Annotated in this window: 19 protein-coding genes and 1 tRNA gene; 6 read left to right on the forward strand and 14 right to left on the reverse strand. The window is 67.9% G+C overall.

The genetic code is table 11. The features are described 5' to 3' along the window. The first annotated feature begins 178 nt into the window (after positions 1-178). Positions 179-254 (forward strand) — tRNA-Thr (locus NC595_RS15740). Between the two features lie 62 nt (positions 255-316). Here NC595_RS15740 and ispH read toward each other — a convergent pair. From ispH to murJ, 5 genes are all read right to left on the reverse strand, one after another. After that, positions 317-1,273 carry a 4-hydroxy-3-methylbut-2-enyl diphosphate reductase gene (gene ispH / locus NC595_RS15745; RefSeq protein WP_253568024.1) on the reverse strand — a complete coding sequence of 319 codons (957 nt, stop codon included), beginning with the start codon at positions 1,271-1,273 and terminating at the stop codon, positions 317-319. 59 nt (positions 1,274-1,332) lie between these two features. Further along, entirely contained in the window at positions 1,333-1,827 is a 495-nt protein-coding gene (gene lspA, locus NC595_RS15750) for a signal peptidase II (RefSeq protein WP_253568026.1), read from the reverse strand. A gap of 80 nt (positions 1,828-1,907) precedes the next feature. Then, positions 1,908-4,769: an isoleucine--tRNA ligase gene (gene ileS, locus NC595_RS15755; protein WP_253568028.1), complete on the reverse strand. Its 2,862-nt coding sequence runs from the start codon at positions 4,767-4,769 to the stop codon at positions 1,908-1,910. A 185-nt stretch (positions 4,770-4,954) separates the two neighbouring features. Continuing rightward, a complete protein-coding gene (locus tag NC595_RS15760; RefSeq protein ID WP_253568031.1) occupies positions 4,955-5,908 on the reverse strand; it encodes a bifunctional riboflavin kinase/FAD synthetase in 954 nt (317 codons plus the stop codon). A 36-nt stretch (positions 5,909-5,944) separates the two neighbouring features. Next, positions 5,945-7,552 carry a murein biosynthesis integral membrane protein MurJ gene (murJ, locus tag NC595_RS15765; protein WP_253568032.1) on the reverse strand — a complete coding sequence of 536 codons (1,608 nt, stop codon included), beginning with the start codon at positions 7,550-7,552 and terminating at the stop codon, positions 5,945-5,947. 257 nt (positions 7,553-7,809) lie between these two features. Between murJ and rpsT the strand changes: the two genes are divergently transcribed. Next, on the forward strand, positions 7,810-8,073 hold the full coding sequence (gene rpsT / locus NC595_RS15770; RefSeq protein WP_017460878.1) for a 30S ribosomal protein S20: 264 nt from the start codon (positions 7,810-7,812) through the stop codon (positions 8,071-8,073). Between the two features lie 70 nt (positions 8,074-8,143). Here rpsT and NC595_RS15775 read toward each other — a convergent pair whose 3' ends face one another. The 6 genes from NC595_RS15775 to NC595_RS15800 form a co-directional block, all read right to left on the reverse strand. Continuing rightward, positions 8,144-8,884 (reverse strand): copper homeostasis protein CutC, encoded by a 741-nt coding sequence (locus tag NC595_RS15775; RefSeq protein ID WP_253568034.1) that lies wholly within the window; start codon positions 8,882-8,884, stop codon positions 8,144-8,146. After that, positions 8,884-9,936 carry a glycosylasparaginase gene (locus tag NC595_RS15780; protein ID WP_253568036.1) on the reverse strand — a complete coding sequence of 351 codons (1,053 nt, stop codon included), beginning with the start codon at positions 9,934-9,936 and terminating at the stop codon, positions 8,884-8,886. Before NC595_RS15780 ends, NC595_RS15775 begins: the two co-directional genes overlap by 1 nt. A 94-nt stretch (positions 9,937-10,030) precedes the next feature. Further along, a complete protein-coding gene (gene cgtA / locus NC595_RS15785; RefSeq protein WP_253568038.1) occupies positions 10,031-11,119 on the reverse strand; it encodes an Obg family GTPase CgtA in 1,089 nt (362 codons plus the stop codon). 138 nt (positions 11,120-11,257) lie between these two features. Continuing rightward, entirely contained in the window at positions 11,258-11,515 is a 258-nt protein-coding gene (rpmA, locus tag NC595_RS15790; RefSeq protein ID WP_017460882.1) for a 50S ribosomal protein L27, read from the reverse strand. 19 nt (positions 11,516-11,534) lie between these two features. Next, positions 11,535-11,849 carry a 50S ribosomal protein L21 gene (gene rplU / locus NC595_RS15795; protein WP_253568040.1) on the reverse strand — a complete coding sequence of 105 codons (315 nt, stop codon included), beginning with the start codon at positions 11,847-11,849 and terminating at the stop codon, positions 11,535-11,537. A 127-nt stretch (positions 11,850-11,976) separates the two neighbouring features. Then, positions 11,977-12,513: a DUF2059 domain-containing protein gene (locus NC595_RS15800; protein WP_253568042.1), complete on the reverse strand. Its 537-nt coding sequence runs from the start codon at positions 12,511-12,513 to the stop codon at positions 11,977-11,979. Positions 12,514-12,660: 147 nt separating this feature from the next. On the opposite strand from NC595_RS15800, the gene uvrA reads away from it, so the two are divergent. The 4 genes from uvrA to NC595_RS15820 all read left to right on the forward strand — a co-directional run bounded on the left by uvrA (position 12,661) and on the right by NC595_RS15820 (position 18,424). Next, positions 12,661-15,600 carry an excinuclease ABC subunit UvrA gene (gene uvrA / locus NC595_RS15805; RefSeq protein ID WP_253568044.1) on the forward strand — a complete coding sequence of 980 codons (2,940 nt, stop codon included), beginning with the start codon at positions 12,661-12,663 and terminating at the stop codon, positions 15,598-15,600. Next, a complete protein-coding gene (locus NC595_RS15810) occupies positions 15,597-16,109 on the forward strand; it encodes an acyl-CoA thioesterase (protein WP_425493156.1) in 513 nt (170 codons plus the stop codon). Before uvrA ends, NC595_RS15810 begins: the two co-directional genes overlap by 4 nt. Positions 16,110-16,215: 106 nt before the next feature. After that, the gene (locus tag NC595_RS15815) at positions 16,216-17,652 is read left to right on the forward strand and encodes a DUF4139 domain-containing protein (protein WP_253568046.1); all 1,437 of its coding nucleotides are present in this window, start codon (positions 16,216-16,218) and stop codon (positions 17,650-17,652) included. Positions 17,653-17,671: 19 nt separating this feature from the next. Continuing rightward, positions 17,672-18,424 (forward strand): enoyl-CoA hydratase/isomerase family protein, encoded by a 753-nt coding sequence (locus tag NC595_RS15820; RefSeq protein WP_253568048.1) that lies wholly within the window; start codon positions 17,672-17,674, stop codon positions 18,422-18,424. Between the two features lie 4 nt (positions 18,425-18,428). On the opposite strand, the gene NC595_RS15825 is transcribed toward NC595_RS15820, so the two are convergent. The 3 genes from NC595_RS15825 to NC595_RS20400 are packed head-to-tail and all read right to left on the reverse strand — an operon-like array spanning position 18,429 to position 20,073. Then, positions 18,429-19,280 (reverse strand): sulfurtransferase, encoded by an 852-nt coding sequence (locus tag NC595_RS15825; RefSeq protein ID WP_253568050.1) that lies wholly within the window; start codon positions 19,278-19,280, stop codon positions 18,429-18,431. Further along, positions 19,277-19,879 (reverse strand): CoA pyrophosphatase, encoded by a 603-nt coding sequence (locus NC595_RS15830; RefSeq protein WP_253568052.1) that lies wholly within the window; start codon positions 19,877-19,879, stop codon positions 19,277-19,279. Before NC595_RS15830 ends, NC595_RS15825 begins: the two co-directional genes overlap by 4 nt. Beyond that, positions 19,879-20,073 (reverse strand): DUF1289 domain-containing protein, encoded by a 195-nt coding sequence (locus tag NC595_RS20400; protein WP_256489274.1) that lies wholly within the window; start codon positions 20,071-20,073, stop codon positions 19,879-19,881. The genes NC595_RS15830 and NC595_RS20400 overlap by 1 nt, the downstream gene beginning before the upstream one ends. Between the last annotated feature and the right edge of the window lie 5 nt (positions 20,074-20,078).

The raw sequence follows: 20,078 nt of genomic DNA on the forward strand, positions 1-20,078 counted from the left end.
GCCGGATGGAGGAGGCTGAAAGCAAGACGGATGCTCGGCTGCGGCCACTCCGTTGGCATTGGAAAGCGATGTTCGTGTGCACCATAACGGCCCCGGACCGGACAACTTGAACACGTTTGCCCCAGACGGCGGGCCGCTTGCGCCCCCTCCGCCCTCCCCGTAAACTTCGCGGCTCACCGCCGGAATAGCTCAGTTGGTAGAGCGGCGCATTCGTAATGCGTAGGTCGTAGGTTCGATTCCTATTTCCGGCACCATATACAGCGAAAAGGCCCGCAGCAATGCGGGCCTTTTCGTTTTCCGGATGGGCAGCGGCGGGTCAGGCCGCGGCCGACCCGTCGGCCAGCCGCAGTTCCTTGGGCAGGGCGAAGGTGATGTTTTCCGGCTCGCCATCCAGCTCGCGCACGCTGCCGGCACCCCATGACTGCAGCCGGGCGATGACCTCCTTCACCAGCTTGTCCGGGGCCGAGGCGCCTGCAGTCACGCCGATGCTAGTCACGCCATCAAGCCACTCGCGGGCAATGTGCTCGGCACCGTCGATCAGATGGGCCGGCACGCCCTGCTTCTCGGCCAGTTCGCGCAGGCGGTTCGAGTTTGAGCTGTTGACGGAGCCGACCACCAGCACCAGGTCGACCGACTCGGCCAGCCGGCGCACGGCGTCCTGGCGATTCTGGGTGGCGTAGCAGATGTCGTCCTTGCGCGGCCCCTCGATGTCAGGGAAGGCGGCGCGCAGGGCCTCGATGATCGCCTTGGTGTCGTCCACCGACAGCGTGGTCTGGGTGACGTAGGACAGCTCGTGGGGGAACTTCGGCGCCAGTTCGGCCACCTGCTCCACCGATTCGACCAGCAGGATCTCGCCGGTGTTGGCTGGATTCCACTGTCCCATCGTGCCCTCGACTTCCGGATGGCCGGCATGGCCGATCAGGATCACGCTGCGGCCTATGCGACCGAGCCGGGCGACCTCCATGTGGACTTTGGTGACCAGCGGGCAGGTGGCGTCGAACACCTTCAGCCCGCGCTGCTCCGCTTCGCCGCGCACGGCCTGCGATACGCCATGGGCGCTGAAGATCACCGTGGCGCCGTCCGGCACCTCAGCCAGCTCCTCGACGAACACCGCACCGTCGGCGCGCAGCTTGTCCACCACGTAGCGGTTGTGCACCACCTCATGCCGTACGTAGATCGGCGCACCATAGGACTCCAGCGCGCGCTCGACGATGGCGATGGCGCGGTCGACGCCAGCGCAGAAGCCGCGGGGGTTGGCGAGAAGAATGTCCACAGACGACCCGGCAGATCAGGGGAGGCCGCAATTATCGCATGCCCTGACCCATGGCCGGATCACCCGGCCTTGCGCCCATCCGCGAACAGTCCGAACACGACCAGCAATACCGCCCCCACGGTGATGCCGCAGTCGGCCACGTTGAACACCGGATAGCTCCACTGGTGCCAGTAGACCTGGATGAAGTCGGTCACCACCGCCGCGTGCAGGCGATCGATCATGTTGCCGACCGCGCCACCGATCACCAGCGCCAGCGGCAGCGCGGTACGCCAGTCGCGCCGCGGCGTACGCGCCAACCACACCACCAGCACGCCGCTGATCGCCACCGCCAGGGCGACGAAGAACCACCGCTGCCAGCCGGCGCTGCTGGCGAGGAAACTGAACGCTGCACCGGGATTGAAGGCCAGCGTCCAGTTGAGCAGCCCCGGGATCACCGGGTGCGGCGTGCCGGCCGGTGCCAGCGCATGCTGCGCCCACACCTTGGTCAGCTGGTCGATCAACACCACGACCGCCGACAGCAGCAGCCAGGAAAGCGCACGGGGTTTCGAAGACATCTATTGACTCGCAGGTGGAGCCGGCCACGCCGGCGTCGCAAGGCGACATCCCGCGCCAAGGCGGGCGCGGGATGCCGGTGTCAGAAGCTGCGGCGAACCTCACCGGCACCGGCCACGTTTTCCACACAGCGGCCGCACAACTCCGGGTGGTCGGCATGGCTGCCGACATCGTCGCGGCGGTGCCAGCAGCGGATGCACTTGGTGGCACCGCTGACCTCGGCCGAGACCCAGGCTTCGGCGCCGTCGAGATCCACCTGATCCGCCGCCCCGGGACGCGGGGCCAGCGGGGCCAGCGACAGCTCGGAGGTGATGAAGAAGAACCGCAGCTCGCCCGCCGCATCGGCATAGCGCGCGCGCAGCGCTTCGTCGGCGTGCACCGTGAGCCTCGCTTCCAGCGCCGCGCCGATCTGCTCGGCCTTGCGCATGCCCTCGAGCACGCGCGAGGCGGTTTCGCGGATCGCCAGCAGGTCGGCCCACCAGCGCCGCTGCTCCGGTGAGCCCTGGGTCGCCGCCAGACCGTCGTACCAGGTCTCGAACAGCACGCTCTCGCCGCGCTCGCCCGGCAGATGCTTCCAGATCTCCTCGGCGGTGAAGCTCAGCACCGGCGCCAGCCAGCGCACCATCGCCTCGGCGATGCGGAACATCGCACTCTGCGCGCTGCGCCGGCCCAGGCTCCCGGTCGGCATGGTGTAGAGGCGGTCCTTGGTGATGTCCAGGTACAGCGCGCCCAGTTCGTTGGTGCAGAAGTTCTGCACGCGGGCGATCACCTCGGGGAAGTCGTAGCGCTCGTAGGCGGCCAGCACCGCCTGCTGCACGTCGTACGCCTGCTGCACGGCCCACTGGTCGAGCAGCAGGCTGTCCTGGACCGCGACCAGATGCGTCGCCGGGTGGAAACCGTCGAGGTTGCCGAGCAGGAAGCGCGCGGTATTGCGGATGCGGCGGTAGCTGTCCGAGACGCGCTTCAAGATCTCGTCGGAGACGGTCATCTCGTTGCGGTAGTCGGCCGAGGCCACCCACAGGCGCAGCACGTCGGCGCCCAGGGTATCCATCACCTTCTGCGGCGCCACCACGTTGCCCAGCGACTTGGACATCTTGCGGCCGGACGCATCCACCGTGAAACCGTGGGTGAGCACGTGGTGGTACGGCGCGCGGCCGTGGATCGCCGCCGAAGTCAGCAGCGAAGACTGGAACCAGCCGCGGTGCTGGTCCGAGCCTTCCAGGTACATCACGGTGTAGTCGCTGGCCTCGCCGGCCTGCAGCTCGGGCCGCTGGCCGATCACGCCGAAATGGGTCACGCCGGAGTCGAACCACACGTCCAGCACGTCGGTGACCTTCTCGTAATCCTTGGCCTGGTCGCCCAGCAGTTCGGCCGGATCGAGCGCGTACCAGGCGTCGATGCCGCCCTCTCCCATCCGTTTGGCCACCTGTTCCATCAGCGCGACCGAGTCCGGATGCGGCTCCTGCGTGGCCTTGTGCACGAACAGCGCGATCGGCACGCCCCAGGTGCGCTGGCGACTGATGCACCAGTCCGGACGCCCGGCGACCATGCCGGCGATGCGCTCTTCGCCCCACGAGGGCACCCAGCGCACCTGCTTGATCGACTTGAGCGCCGCCTCGCGCAGACCGGCCTGCTCCATGCCGATGAACCACTGCGGCGTGGCGCGGTAGATCACCGGCGTCTTGTGGCGCCAGCAGTGCGGGTAGGCATGTTCGATGGTGGCATGGGCCAGCAGCACGCCGCGGGCGCGCAGGCCCTCGACGATCATCGGGTTGGCCTTCCACAGGTGCACCCCGGCCAGCACGGTACCGTCCAGCGCCGGCGTGTTCTCGCGATAGACGCCGCGACCGTCGACCAGGTTGATCGTGCCGATGCCGTACTGGCGCGACACGGTGAAGTCCTCCACGCCGTGGTCGGGCGCCGTGTGCACGGCACCGGTACCGTCCTCGGCCGACACGTGGTCGCCGAGGATCACCGGCACCTGCCGGGCGTAGAACGGATGCTGCAGCTGCATGTTTTCCAGCGCCCGGCCCGGCGCGTGGCCGAGCACCACCGGCTGCGCCACGCCGTAGCGCGGCAGCGCGCGGTCCACCAGCGCGCTGGCGATCACCAGCAGCACCCGGCGACCGTTGCGCGCAGGCCCCTCGACCAGGGCGTATTCCAGTTCGGCGCCCAGCGACACGGCGAGGCTGGATGGCAGCGTCCACGGCGTGGTGGTCCAGATCGGCACGGCGACGATGGCGTCGCCGGCATCCACGCCGAACGCCTTCGCTAGCGCCTGCGGATCGACCGCGTCGTAGGCCACGTCCACCGCCGGCGACTGCTTGTCGGCGTACTCGATCTCCGCCTCGGCCAGCGCCGAGCCGCAATCGAAGCACCAGTAGACCGGCTTGGCGCCGCGCACCACATGGCCGTTGGCGACGATGCGCGACAGCGCGCGCACCATGTCCGCCTCGTACTTGAAGTCCATCGTGCGGTAAGGCTGCTGCCAGTCGCCGAGCACGCCCAGGCGCTTGAAGTCAGTGCGCTGGGTGTCGACCTGGCTGGCCGCGTACTCGCGGCACTTCTGGCGGAACGCGGCGGCGTCGAGCTTGTCGCCCGGCTTGCCGTACTGTTTTTCCACCGCGATCTCGATCGGCAGGCCGTGGCAGTCCCAGCCCGGCACGTAGGGCGCGCGGTAGCCGGCCAGAAGCTTGGACTTGACCGTCATGTCCTTGAGGATCTTGTTCACCGCATGGCCGATGTGGATCGCGCCGTTGGCGTACGGCGGGCCGTCATGCAACACGAACACCTTGTCGCGGCCGGCCGCCCTGGCCTGGATCTGCGCGTAGCGGTCCACCTGTTCCCACTCGGCCAGCCAGCCCGGCTCGCGCTTGGGCAGGTCGCCGCGCATCGGAAATTCCGTCTGCGGCAGGTTGATGGTGCTCTTGTAGTCGGTGCTCATCGCTTCGAATGCCTTCTTAGCTGTCTCGTCCCGGGGCCGGAGGGTCACGGGCGCTGTTTTACCGCCCGTCGCGCGCGGCGACAGGCGCTCGCGCTGCGGGCGGGACCTTCAAATAATAATGATCGCCACGACGCCGCTGGTGCGGTCGCGGCCGGGGTACGGCGAATTGATCGTTCCGCTGAGCATCATGCGCGAGCCAGTACCGGGTTCATGCCCAGGACGCTCCGGGCCGAGCGCGCATCATGATCCATCTGCGCCTTCAGTGCATCCAGTCCGTCGAATTTCTGCTCGTCGCGCAGCTTGGCGACGAACTCCACCGCCATGCGCCGGCCGTAGAGATCGCCCTCGAAATCGAACAGGTGCACTTCCAGCAGCGGCTGGGTCACCTGGTTCACGGTCGGCCGTACGCCCAGGCTGGCCACGCCGGGCCAGGCGCACTCGCTATCGCCCAGGCCGACCCGGACCGCGAAGATGCCCTGCACCGGGCTGACCCGGCTGTGCAGGTGGATGTTGGCGGTGGGATAGCCCAGGGTCCGGCCCAGTTGATTGCCGTATTCGACCTTGCCCTCGATGACGAACGGCCGCCCAAGCAACGGTGCGGCGGCGGCAAAATCGCCCGCGGCCAGCAGCTCGCGTACCCGGGTCGCCGAGACGCGCTCGTCGTGCAGCAACACCGGCGGCATGGTGCGGGCGACAAAACCCAGCTCGCCGCCCATCCGCTCCAGCAGCGCCACGTCGCCCGCGCGCTTATGCCCGAAGCGGAAGTCGCCGCCTACCCACACTTCGCGAGCGGCGAGGCGTTCGACCAGTACCTGCCGCACGAAAGCCTCGGGCGTCATGGCCGCCAGTTCCGCATTGAAGCGCAGCAGCAGCGCCTGCGAGATCCCAGCCGCGTCGAAGCCGACCAGCTTCTCGCGAACACTGGAAAGCCGAGGAACAGGCTGCGGCGAGAAATAGGCCCGGGGCAATGGCTCGAAGCTGATCACCGCCGGCTCGCAGTCGAGCGCAGCAGCGCGTTCCCTCACCTCGGCGAGCAAGGCCTGGTGGCCGCGGTGCAGGCCGTCGAATGCGCCGATGGCCACGACACTTCCACGTGGCGCCAAGCAGGGTCCCGCAACGTCCCGTGAAAGCTTGATCATCGGGCCAGTATACCGGCCGACCGCGCTGCCAGCGCCTCAGTGGGCACGCAGGTCGCGCACCCGGAAGCCCAGCGCGAAGAGCGCTGCGACATAGGTGACGCCACCAGTCACCACCAGCACCGCGAGGTGCCACGCACGATCGAACACCTTCACATGGCTCCAGTCCGGCCACAGCCAGCGCCCGGCGAGCAAGACCGCCACCATGGCCGCGCAGGCCACCCCCAGCCGCAGCCAGTGGCGCGACCAGCCCGGCGCGCGCCGGTACACGCCGGCGCGCTTGAGCCAGTGCCAAAGCAGCGCGAAATTCACGTAGCTCGACAGCGAGCTGGCGATGGCCAGCCCCACGTGCAGCCCGGGCACCTGGGCGATGCCGTCGATCCAGCCTCCCGCCCGTTGTACCGGGGTCGCCCACAGCTGGTACAGCAGTGCGATGAACAGACCGTTGAAGGCCATGTTGGCGACCAGCGCCACCACGCCGGCGCGGACCGGGGTCCGCGTGTCCTGACGCGAATAGAACGCCGGCAGCAGCACCTTCACCAGGGCGTATGCCGGCAGGCCAACGCTCAGCGCGAACACCGACATCGCCGCCATCCGTGCATCGGTCACGGTAAATCGGCCGTTCTGGAAGAACGTGGCCACCAGCGGCTCGGCCAGCAACAGCAGGGCCAGCATCGCCGGCAGGGCGATCAGCAGGGTGATCCGCAGCCCCCAGTCGAGCGCTCGCGAGAAGCCCTCGCGATCGGTCCCGACATGATGGCGCGACAGCGAGGGCAGGATTACCGTACCCAGCGCCACTCCGAACACGCCCAGCGGCAATTCGAGGAAGCGCGTGGCCTGCCACAGCCAGGTCTGTGAGCCGGTTACCAGGAAAGAGATCACCACGGTATCGAGAAGCAGGTTGAGCTGCGCCACCGAGGAGCCGAACAGGGTCGGCACCATGAGCCGCATGATCCGGCGCACCACCGGATGGTTCCAGCCCCAGCGCGGCCGTTGCAGCAGCCCGAGCTGACGCACCGCGGGCAGCAGGAACAGCCACTGCAGCACGCCGGCCACCAGCACCGCCCAGCCCATCGCCATGATCGGCACCTGCAGCCGCGGCGCCAGCCAGAGCGCGCCGGCGATCATGCACAGGTTGAGGATCACCGGTGCCAGCGCCGGCAGCGCGAAGCGGTGGAAGCTGTTCAGCACCCCGGCCGCCAGCGCGTTGAGCGAGACGAAGAAGATGAAGGGAAACGTCAACCTCACCAGGTCGGTGGTGAGGTCGAACTTATGGGGGTTGTCCAGCGCGCCCGGAGCGAACATCGAGGCAACCTGTGGCGCAAACACCATGCCCAGTCCGGTCACCACCAGCAACACCCCCCCCAGCGTGCCCGAGACCCGGGCCAGCAGTTCCTTGAGCTGCTCGCGGGTCCCGGTTTCCTTCACCTCGGTGAATACCGGCACGAAAGCGGTGGAGAACGAGCCCTCGGCGAACAGGCGCCGCATGAAGTTGGGAATGCGGAAGGCGATCACGAAGGCGTCCGTCGCCGCGCTGGCACCGAACACGTGACTCATGGAGATATCGCGAACCAGTCCGAGGACGCGCGAGACCATGGTCATGCTGCTGAACGACAGCAGCCCGCGCAGCATGCTGGGAGACTTCATGCGGGTGACGCCACCTCTGTGGATGGATACGGTGCGAGCCGCGGCACGGCGCGCAAAGGGCATAGTGTGACAGCGGCAGGGGGCGCGATGACAGGCTCAGGTGTGGCACAATCCAGGCACGCAGCGACCGTCAGCCACGGCCTGTCACACCGGGCGCCGCAAGCGCCTATCGGTCGCGCCAAGTGCTTGACGCCATAGCGCAATGCACGCATAATTGCGCGTCTTTTTCCAACCCCAAGCGATTTCGGAGTTTTACCTTGGCCAACATCAAGTCCGCGAAGAAGCGTGCGCGCCAGTCCGAGCAGCGCCGCCTGCGCAACGTCAGCGCCCGCTCCATGGTGCGCACCGCCCTCAAGAAGGTCGTCAAGGCCATCGAGGCCAAGGACAAGGCTGCCGCGGTCGAGGCCTTTGCCGCCGCCCAGCCGGTCATGGATCGCTACGCCGCGCGTGGCCTGATCCACAAGAACAAGGCCGCTCGCCACAAGAGCCGCCTCAACGCGAAGATCCGCGAACTGGCCTGAAGCCAGAACGCTCCTTCGGGTTGGTGAACAAGCCGGCGCAAGCCGGCTTTTTCTTTGCCCGGCGCCCGCCCTACCCGGCAACGCCGTCAGCGGGCACCAACTCGGCGACCAGAGCGGCCACGATCGCACGGGCGGTCTCGTCAAGATCCACCCCCAGATCCAGCAGTCGCTCGTTGCGCCAGCGCATGGCCGAACGTTGCAGCGTGCGCGCCGAGGCATGGACTTCGTCGACGCCGCTGCGCACCAGCACCTCGCGAACGTTGTCCGGCCGGATGCCGGCCCCGGCCATCACCCGGATGCGACCTGCCGACTGCCGGACCCGCGCAGCGATGGCTTCGGCCCCCTCCAGCGCGTTCGGGCAACCGCCAGAGGTAAGCACGCGATTGCAGCCCAGCCCGACGACATCCTCCAGCGCCTCCACCGGATTGCAGACCGCATCGAATGCGCGATGGAAAGTCACGCCCAGCGGTCCGGCGGCTTCCACCAGGGCGCGGCAGAGCGGCCGATCGACACGCCCATCGGCATCCAGCGCACCGATCACCACGCCATCGCAGCCGAGCCGGACGCAGGCTTCCACGTCGCGCAGCATGATTTCCAGCTCGGCTTCGCCGTAGAGGAAATCCCCGGTCCGCGGCCGGATCAGCACATGCAGCGGGATCGAAAGCCGGTCGCGTGCGATCGCCACCAGTCCATACGAGGGCGTGACCCCGCCACCGGCGAGGTTGCCGCACAGCTCGACGCGCCCCGCCCCGCCCGCCTGGGCGGCCAGCGCCGACTCGAGCGAGCCCGCGGCGATCTCGAGCAGGGGCATCAGTTGAAGCTCGTGCGGTAGACGCTGGGGGAACCGAACACCCGATCCTGCGAGTCGCCATCGCACACCGCGTAGGTGAAGCCGTGCTGGATCGCGAAGGCACCGACTGCACCGTCACGACGCAATGCGAGAAAGCCGACCTGCAACTCCTTCGCGCCGTCGGGTCGCTTCTTGACGATGCGGCGCACCGCCTCCTCGCAGGCTTCCTGCGGGCTGCGTCCCTGGCGCATCAGCTCGACCACCAGGAAGCTGCCGGCGTTGCGGATCACCTCCTCGCCTACGCCGGTGGAGGTGGCCCCGCCGACATCCCCATCGACATACAGGCCGGCACCGATGATCGGGCTGTCGCCGACCCGGCCATGCAGCTTCCAGGCCATGCCGCTGGTGGTACAGGCGCCGGCAAGGTGGCCATTCCGATCCACTGCAAGCATGCCGATCGTGTCGTGGTTGTGCTTGCCGCCGGGCAGCCCGAGGCTCTGGTGATAGTCGCGGTTCTCGCTGTTCGGCACCGGGCGGTACTTCGCTTCCTTCCTCCACGCGTGCCAGGCCTTCTCGGCTTCCGGAGTGAGCAGATCCTGCTCATGGAAGCCCTGCTCCCGGGCGAACTGGAGCGCGCCTTCGCCCACCAGCAGAACATGCGGTGTCACCTCCATCACCCGGCGCGCTACCCGGATCGGGTGCACGATGCGCTCGATACACGCCACTGCGCCGCAGCGGCCGTCGCCGTCCATGATGCTGGCGTCCAGGGTGACGTGACCATCCCGGTCGGGATAGCCGCCCAGACCCACGCTGTGGTTGGCGCGATCGGCCTCGGGAATCTGCACCCCGGCCTCGACCGCATCCAGCGCCTTGCCGCCATCGCCGAGCAATGCCCAGGCCGCCCGGTTGGCGGGAACCCCGAAGTCCCAGGTCGAAACGACGCGTGCCCCGGCATGCGCCGGCACCGCGGCGCGTTGCACCGGCTCGGCCGCAGCAGTTGCCTTGATGGACGGCACCGCCAGCGCACCGGCGGTCATCAGCGTGCCCTTGAGGAAGTCGCGGCGGGTGGGCATCGGGTAGCACTCCTTCAAGCAGCCTCGCGGCCGGAAGCGCCCATGATGCCCTGACTCGGGCCGCGCGCGAGAGCGCAACGGCCCGGGCGAAGCCTTACTCCGGCTGCGAGGCCGCGCCCCGGCTGCGCACGTCGTCGGGCGCGAAGTCGGTCTGGACTTCCTCCTCGGCCGCGCGTCGCTGCGACTCGAAGAAGCGCTGCACCTGCTGGCAGACCGCCAACGTGTTGTCGCGGGCGATCGCCGAGACGAGGAACCACGGCTGGGTCCAGCCCAGGCGCCGGACGATGTCTTCCGCCACCGCCTGACGCTCGTCTTCCGGCAGCACATCGGCCTTGTTCAGGACCAGCCAGCGGGGACGATCCAGCAGCTCAGGATCGAACTTGGTCAGCTCCTGCTCGATCGCACGCACCTGCTCGACCGGATCGGTGCCATCGATCGGCGCGATGTCCACCAGGTGCAGCAGCAGGCGCGTGCGCGATACGTGGCGCAGGAACTGGATGCCCAAGCCGGCACCGTCCGCCGCACCCTCGATCAGGCCGGGAATGTCGGCGATCACGAAACTCTGGTCGGTACCGAGGCTGACCACGCCGAGGTTCGGGTGCAGCGTGGTGAACGGATAGTCCGCCACCCGCGGGGTCGCGGCCGAAACGGCGCGGATGAAGGTCGACTTGCCCGCATTGGGAAAACCCAGCAACCCGACGTCGGCGAGCAGCTTGAGCTCGAGCTTGAGCTCGCGCACCTCACCCGGCGTACCGTCAGTCGCCTTGCGCGGCGCCCGGTTCACCGAGCTCTTGAAATGGATGTTGCCGAGGCCGCCCTTGCCGCCCTGCGCCACCAGCAAGCGCTGGCCGTGCTGGGTGAGGTCGCCGATGACCTCGTCGGTATCGACATTGGTGACCACGGTGCCGACCGGCACGCGGACGATGGTGTCCTCGCCACCCTTGCCGTACATGTCCGAGCCCATGCCGTTCTCGCCGCGCTGGGCCTTGAACACGCGCTGGTGGCGGAAATCGACCAGCGTGTTGAGGCCCTCGTCGGCGACCAGCCATACCGAGCCGCCGTGGCCACCGTCGCCGCCGTTGGGGCCGCCGAAGGGAATGAACTTCTCGCGGCGGAAACTGACGCAGCCATTGCCGCCGTTGCCGGCCTGGACCTTGATGACTGCTTCATCGACGAATTTCATGGGATCTGCCCGGAACGCGTAGCATGGATCGGAAGGGTAACCGGGAATCCGGTGGGCGCGTCGCCCACCCGGTTCGCTGCCCCGGAAAAACAAAGGCCCCGCCGGAGCGGGGCCTTCGCGCATCGTGACGCGAGCGGCTTAGGCCGGGATCACGTCGACGAAGCGGCGGTTCTTGGCGCCGCGGACCTTGAACTGCACGGTGCCATCGACCAGCGCGTACAGGGTGTGGTCGCGACCGAGACCCACGCCGGTACCGGCATGGAACTGGGTGCCGCGCTGACGCACGATGATGTTGCCGGCCTCGATGGCCTGGCCGCCGTAGATCTTCACGCCCAGGTACTTCGGGTTCGAATCGCGACCGTTGCGGCTGGAACCTACGCCTTTTTTATGTGCCATGACTCAATGCTCCAGTTGCTCAGGCGTTGATGCCCGTGATTTCCACTTCGGTGAAGTGCTGACGATGACCCTGCTGCTTCTTGTGGTGCTTGCGGCGGCGGAACTTGATGATCCGCACCTTGTCCGCGCGACCATGCTTGCGCACGGTGGCCGAGACGGTGGCGCCGGTCACGGTCGGCGCGCCGACGGTGATCGACTCGCCTGCACCGACCAGCAGGACTTGGTCGAAATTCACGGTGGCGCCTTCTTCGGCGTTCAGCAGCTCGACGCGCAGGACGTCGCCCTGCTGCACCCGGTACTGCTTGCCACCGGTCTTGATGACTGCGTAACTCATGGGAATGTCCCTTCTGTCGTTATTCTCTTGGGTTCCGACACGCCTAACCGAGCGCATTGGACTGCCGAGTATAACGAGGGCAAGAACCATTGGTCAATCCTTGACCACCCGGCGCCGCCCCGTCCGGTCAGGGGCTGCTGGCCGCCGCTGCCGGCGCCGCCAAAGCGGGCTGGGGTCCGGATGCCGGCGGGCAGCGCCTTTCCGCGGTCAGGGTGCCGTTCTGCTGCAACCCGGTGATCATCGCCTGGGCCCGCTGCTCGCCCCATTGCCGCCCCATCTGCATGACCTCGGCCATGATCGAGGGCTGCTCCAGCAGCAGCTTCTTCCCAAGCGGCGAGCGGTAGAACTTCAGCAGCCCCCGGACATCCTGCTCGGTGAAGTGCCGCTGGTAGATGGGTACCAGCTTCGCGCCGAGCTCCCGGGTGGCCTGCCCGTCGAGGAACCCGTTCCAGTAGCTCGCCGGCACGCAGGGGAGCTGTCTGCCCATCATCGCCGCCATCTGGGCATTCATCTGCTGGAACATCCGCTCGGTACCGAACAAGCCCATCAGCTCCTTAACCTGCTTGGCGCTGGCCTGGGTGGCCATGAGCGGAGACGTCCCCAGCATCAGCACCAGACCGGCAAGCACACTCACCAGACGGGGGCCAACACGATCGTACGTCATGAACTGTGCTCCGGATTCATCAGGAATCGCCCATTTAGCCACAGCGGAATGCCTTTCGCGCGACGACCGAGATGCATCTGGTCAGGCAGCACCCAGCCAGCCACCGGGCATTGCTATATTGGTCGCTTCCCCCCATCTGACCACGCGATGGACACCATTCGCATTCGCGGCGCACGCACGCACAATCTCAAGAACATCGACCTGGACCTGCCCCGCGATCGGCTGATCGTGATCACCGGCCTGTCCGGCTCGGGCAAATCCTCGCTCGCTTTCGACACCATCTACGCCGAGGGTCAGCGGCGCTACGTCGAGTCGCTCTCGGCGTACGCGCGGCAGTTCCTGTCGATGATGGAGAAGCCCGACGTCGACCACATCGAAGGCCTCTCACCGGCGATTTCGATCGAGCAGAAGTCGACCTCGCACAACCCGCGCTCCACCGTGGGTACGATCACCGAGGTCTACGACTACCTGCGCCTGCTGTACGCCCGCGTCGGCACGCCACGCTGCCCGGACCACGGCATCCCGCTGGAGGCGCAGACGGTCAGCCAGATGGTCGACGCCACGCTGGCAATGGATCCGGAAAAGCGTCTGATGCTGCTGGCGCCGGTGATCCGCGACCGCAAGGGCGAGCACGTGCAGGTGTTCGAGCAACTGCGCGCGCAGGGTTTCGTGCGCGCCCGCGTCGACGGCGCGGTGTACGACCTCGACGCCGTGCCGCCGCTCACCCTGCGCCAGAAGCACACCATCGAGGTGGTGATCGATCGCTTCCGCCCGCGCGAGGACATCAAGCAGCGCCTGGCCGAATCGTTCGAGACCGCACTGCGGCTGGGCGACGGGCTGGTCCTGCTGGCCGACATGGATCACACCGACCAGCCCGACCAGATGCTGTCCTCGCGCTACTCCTGCCCGGTCTGCGATTACTCGCTGCCCGAGCTGGAGCCACGGCTGTTCTCGTTCAATTCGCCGATCGGCGCCTGCCCGGCCTGCGACGGCCTGGGCGTGACCCAGGTGTTCGACCCGGCGCGCGTGGTCGGCCATCCGGAGCTGTCGCTGGCCGGCGGCGCGATCCGCGGCTGGGACCGTCGCAACCCACACTACTTCCAGATGCTGCAGTCGCTGGCCTCGCACTACGGCTTCGACGTCGACACGCCGTGGCAGAAACTGCCTGCCGCCACGCAGAAGGCAGTCCTGCACGGCAGCGGACGCGAGCCGATCGCGTTTCGCTACATCACCGAACGCGGTGGCCGGGTGACCCGCGAGCATCCGTTCGAGGGCATCCTGCCGAACCTGGAGCGCCGCTACAAAGAAACCGAGTCGATGGCGGTCCGCGAGGAGCTGTCCAAGTACATCAGCGACCAGCCTTGCCCGGCCTGCGAAGGCCAGCGGCTGAACCGTTCGGCACGCAACGTGTTCGTCGCCGACCATGCCCTGCCCGCGCTGACCCACCGCTCGATCGACGACTCCCTGGCGTTCTTCGAGACGCTGACGCTGACCGGCTGGCGCGGCGAGATCGCGGTGAAGATCGTCAAGGAGATCCGCGAACGGCTGAGCTTCCTCAGCGACGTCGGACTGAACTACCTGACCCTGGACCGTACCGCCGACACGCTGTCCGGCGGCGAGGCCCAGCGCATCCGCCTGGCCAGCCAGATCGGCGCCGGCCTGGTCGGCGTGATGTACGTGCTGGACGAACCCTCGATCGGCCTGCACCAGCGCGACAACGAACGCCTGCTCGGCACGCTGACCCGACTGCGCGACCTCGGCAACACGGTGATCGTTGTCGAACACGACGAGGACGCCATCCGCATGGCCGACCACGTACTCGACATCGGCCCCGGCGCCGGCGTGCACGGCGGCGAGATCGTGGCGCAGGGTTCGGTGGACGACGTGCTGGCCTCGCCGCGCTCGGTGACCGGCCAGTTTCTCTCCGGCAAGCGCGCGATCGAGGTGCCGGAGAAGCGTCGCCAACCGGTAGACAAGAACGCCTGGCTGCACCTGAAGGGCGCCAGCGGCAACAACCTGAAGAACGTCGACCTGTCGGTGCCGGCCGGGCTGTTCACCTGCATCACCGGCGTGTCCGGCTCGGGCAAGTCGACCCTGGTCAACGACACCCTGTTCCGGCTCGCCGCGATGGAGCTCAACGGCGCCTCGACGCAGCCGGCGCCGTACCAGTCGGTCACCGGCATGGACCTGTTCGACAAGGTGGTCGACATCGACCAGTCGCCGATCGGCCGCACGCCGCGCTCCAACCCGGCCACCTACACCGGCCTGTTCACGCCGCTGCGCGAGATGTTCGCGCAGGTGCCGGAAGCGCGCTCGCGCGGCTACACGCCGGGCCGCTTCAGCTTCAACGTACGCGGCGGCCGCTGCGAGGCCTGCGAAGGCGACGGCATGATCAAGGTGGAGATGCACTTCCTGCCCGACGTCTACGTGCCCTGCGACGTCTGCCACGGCAAGCGCTACAACCGCGAGACGCTGGACATCCTCTACAAGGGCCACACCATCGCCGACGTACTCGACATGACGGTGGAGGACGCGCTGAAGCTGTTCGAGAACGTGCCGACCATCGCGCGCAAGCTCGACACCCTGCGCGCGGTCGGTCTGGACTACATCAAGCTCGGGCAGAGCGCGACCACGCTGTCCGGCGGCGAGGCACAGCGCGTGAAGCTGTCCAAGGAACTGTCCAAGCGCGATACCGGCCGCACCCTGTACATCCTCGACGAGCCCACCACCGGCCTGCACTTCCACGACATCGAGCAGCTGCTCGACGTGCTCCACCAGCTGGTCGACCAGGGCAACACTGTGGTGGTGATCGAGCACAACCTCGACGTGATCAAGACCGCCGACTGGATCGTCGACCTCGGCCCCGAGGGTGGCTCGGGTGGCGGGCGCATCCTGGTGTCCGGCACGCCGGAAACGGTAGCTGCCACGGCCGGCTCGCACACCGGCCACTTCCTCGCGCCGCACCTGCGTTCGACCAAGGCCACCAAGGCCAAGCGCGCCGATGCACCGATGCGCACCAAGGCCGCCACCAAACACATCGCCTCGGCCGACAAGCATCGGCCCATGCCCAGGAAGAAACGTTCGTGACCACCGAAGAAGGTGCCGCCAAGCGCCCCCGCAAGACCCTCGAAAATGAGGCGATCGCCGCCCCTGCTGCGGTTGTACCGCAGTCTCAGGAAGGTGCGGCCCCGCTGTTTGTTGCCGAACTGGACGCCCGCTGGCGCGACCTGGATGCGTTCAACCACGTCAACAATGCGACCTACCTGACCTACCTCGAAGAAGCCCGGTTGCAGTGGCTGAGCCACGTGCCTGGCCCGTGGTTCGACGAGCACGCCATGCCGGTACTCGCCGCCAGCCATCTCAACTACCGTCTGCCGATCACCTGGCCGGCACGTCTGTCGGTGATGTTGTCGTGCGAGCGCCTCGGCAACAGTTCGATCACCCTCGCCCACCGCATCGTCGATGCGGACGAGCCGGTGCGACTCTACTGCGATGGCCACGTGGTGCTGGTCTGGATGGACCCGCACAGCGGCAAGCCGGTGCCGCTGCCTCGAGCGATCCGGGATTCGGCGCACACGGTCTCGCCGGCCGCCTGAACGCGGCAGGTGGGAAAAAGGGGTTGCCCATCATGACGCCCGGCTTGCCTGCGCTTCACGTGCGATGGCTAAGATGGCGGGCGTTTCCACGAAAGGAGCTCGAACGGTGCGCCCATTCCGCCTCTCCCTGATAGCCCTCGGCATCCTTGCCTGCGCCTGCGCTCAGGCCACCGCGACGGATGCGACCTCGATCACCGTCTACCGCAGCGACGACGCCTCGCTGTTCAACAACGATGGCGCACCGGTGAATAGCGGCTACGCCATGGTGCGCGAGCCACGGCGGCTCGATCTGACGTCCGGCAAGCAGGACGTCAGTCTCGGCGGCCTGCCGCAGTTTCTCGACCTGGAAGCCCTGTCGCTCCACTTCAGGGACGCCGCAGCCCGTGTGGTATCGCAGCGGCTGCGCCTGGTGCAGGGCGAGTCGTCCGGCCTGTCGGACCTGGTCGGTCGCGACATCGACGTGCTCGGCGCCAACGGCAATGTGCTGGCCAGCGGCAAGCTGCTCTCCGCCCGTGGCGGCCTCGAGCTGCGTCAGGGCGATGCAACGGTGCTGGTGCACGACTACGCTGCCGTTCGCGCCACCGGACCGATCCAGCGCGGTGCACGACTGGATCTGCGCGTCGACGCCCGGCATGGTGGCCCAACGCAGGCGCAGCTCGGTTTCGTCACCGCCGGCCTGGGCTGGCGTGCTTCCTACATCGGCACGCTGGCGCCGGGGGGTGCTTGCCGCATGACGCTGGAGTCGCGCGCCAGCGTGGCCAACCGCAGCGGCAGCGACTGGCACGACGCCGACCTCACCCTCATCGCCGGCGAACCGAGCCTGGCCAAGCCGAACGCCTCGGGACCGCGAGTGATGGCCTTCAGCGCCAAGGCGGCACGCGACATGCCGGAGCAGTCCACCCTTGCGGACTATCGCAGCTTCCACCTGCCTGCTTCGGTCGATCTTCCCGACGGCACAGTGAGCCTGCTGCCGCTGTATGCGACGCGCACGGTGTCGTGCGAGCGGACTGCGCTGTACGAAACCGGCAACGCCTACCAGCCACCGATGCCGATGATCCAGCCGGACTTCAACCCCGGTGGCCAGGAGCAGGTCACCAGCACCCTGACCTTCGACGCCTTCGACAGCCTGCCGGCCGGTTACCTGCGGGTGCTCGCCGACGACGCCCACGGCACAGCGCAGGTGATCGGCGAGGGCCGGGTGGAAGACACCCCCAGGGGCGGCAAGGTCACGCTCACCCTGGGCAACGCATTCGACCTGCGGGTGAAGCGCGAGCGCACCGCCTTCCACGTGGATCGCCATGGCCGCACCATGGACGAGGCGTTCCGGCTCACCCTCACCAATGCAGGCGACGAAGCCCGCATCGTCACCGTGCGCGAGCATCCATCGCGGTGGCGCACCTGGGCTCTGGTCTCGTCCAGCCAGAAACCCGAGGACATCACTCCAGACACGCTGAGCTTCGCCGTCAAGGTCCCGGCCAACGGCAGGGCGACGCTCGACTATGCCGTGCGATACACGTGGACCTCCGACGTCCAGCCGCAATAACCGAACCACCGGAGCCGTCATGCTCAACCGCATTTCCCACGACCATCTCGTCGAGATCCAGCTGGCGCGACCGCCGGTCAACGCGCTGAACCGCGATTTGCTGGTCGCACTTCAGCAGGCCATCACCGAAGCGACCGGGAGTGGTGCCCGTGGCATCGTGCTGTCCGGAAACCCGGGCATGTTTTCCGCCGGCGTCGACGTGCCGGCCCTGATGGGGCGCGAGCGCGCCGAGGTGCGCGCATTCTGGCGCGAGTTCTTCGCCACCTGCGGCGTGCTCGCACGCTCGCCGATCCCGGTCGTCGCCGCGATCACCGGCCACAGCCCGGCCGGAGGCGCGGTACTCTCGCTGTTCTGCGACTACCGGGTGATGGCGGAGGGTCCGTTCAAGATCGGCCTCAACGAGGTCCAGGTCGGCCTGGTGGTACCGGACTGCATCCAGTTTGCCCTGCGCCGGGTGGTCGGCGCCTACCGCGCCGAGCGGTTGCTGGTGGCCGGAGCGATGATCGAATCGAAGGATGCGCTGGCCTGCGGCTTCGTCGACGAAACCACCGCCATCGACCAGGTGACGACGCGGGCGCTGTTCTGGCTGCGCGAGCTTACCGCCCTGCCGGCCCACGCGATGCTGGCCACCCGCGCGCTGGCGCGGGCCGACATGGCCGAAGCCTATGCCGACATCGACGCGCTGCCGCTGGATGCATTCGTCGACGGTTTCTTCCGGCCGGAGACCCAGGCGGTGCTGCAGGCTCTGGTCGCGCGCCTGGGCAAGAAGTGACCGGCTACCCGATCGCGACCGGCCGCGAAGGATCGCTGATCCAGCCGCTCCACGAGGGCGGATAGAGCCGCGAGCCACCGAGCCCTGCCCGCTCCATCGCGAGCATGTTGTGGATCGCCGTGACGCCTGAGCCGCACATGTGGACGACCGCGGCGGGATCGCGCCCCCCAAGCAGCGCCAGCCATTCCTCCCGCAGCACCGCGACCGGCTTGAATCGGCCGTCCGGCTCGAGGTTGCTGGCAAACGGACGGTTCAGGGCGCCCGGCACGTGGCCGGCTACGCGGTCGAGTGGCTCTACCTCGCCGCGATAACGCGGCTCGGCCCGGGCGTCGACCAGGTTCCCCGTCGATGCGGCATCCGCCGCACCGGCGTGGTCGACGATCATTGACGGTTCGAAGGTGATCTCCACGTGGGTCGGCGCGCGCGCTGCCGGCTCGCCGGCCTCCAGTGGCTGTCCCGCCGTCAGCCAGGCGGCCAAGCCGCCATCGAGCACGGCTACGGCCTGCGCACCGACTGCGCGCAACATCCACCAGAGGCGGGCCGCAGCCAGCGCACCGTTGCCTGCGTCGTAGCAGACCACCGGGAGATCCGGTCGCCAGCCCCAGCGCCCCAGCGCGGCGGAAAACGCCGCCGCACTGGGCAGAGGGTGCCGGCCCAGCCCTCCGGACTGCCGCGATAGGTCGGACAGGTCGTGGTCGAGATCGGCATAGACCGCACCGGGAATATGGCCAGCAAGAAAGTCGCGCCGCCCCTTGGTCGGATCGGCCAGGTCGACGCGGCAGTCGAAGATCATGACCTCGCCGGCCGGGATGCCGGCCAACCCGGCGACGTCGATCAGCGGTGTGGAAAAGCTCATGCCCGACCCATCCTCTGCAGGAGATTCAGAAGCATCGCCGCGGTGGCACCCCAGATGCGGTGTCCCCCGTGGACAAATTCCACCATCGGCCGGCGATGACCGCGGTATTCCATCGTGTAGCGACGCAGGTTGGCCGGTTCCAGGAAGAATGACAGTGGCACCTCGAACACTTCGGCCACTTCGTCCGGCGCCGGTGCCAGCACCGCCTGCTCGGCGATCCGGGCCACCACCGGGGTCACGCAGTAGCCGCTGATCGTCTCGAACATGTCGAGAAAACCGAGTGGCGAGACATGGCCGGGATCCAGTCCGATCTCCTCCCGGCTCTCGCGCAGCGCGGTGGCAATCACGTCGCGATCTACCGGATCGCTGCCGCCGCCCGGAAACGCCACCTGCCCGGCGTGCGAGGCGAGGTGCGCCGTACGCACGGTCAGCACCACCCGGGGATCCACGCCTTCGCGCACCCCGACCAGCACGGCGGCCGGCCGGCGCTCGACCGAGCCGAGCAGCTCGCTCATCTGCACGTGGTTCCATCCCGGCGGCTGCGGCGGCTCGGCCAGCGGCACGAGCGCGGGTGCCAGCTCGTGCCAGATCCCTTCCATCACGACGCCTTGCGGGTGGGCAGCACCACACGCATCAGGTAGAGCCGCTCCGTATCGGGCATGCTGCCCCAGCGGGCAATCTCCCCCATCGAGCGCTGACATCCCAGACAGTAACCGCGTCCATCCAGCCGGCATACACCGGTACAAGGGGTCAGCGGGGTGTTGGAAAATGAAGCGCGGGGATCGTTCGGCATGGCCG

The organism is Dyella lutea (genome assembly GCF_024158035.1).
In the GTDB taxonomy this organism is placed as follows: Bacteria; Pseudomonadota; Gammaproteobacteria; order Xanthomonadales; family Rhodanobacteraceae; genus Dyella_A; species Dyella_A lutea.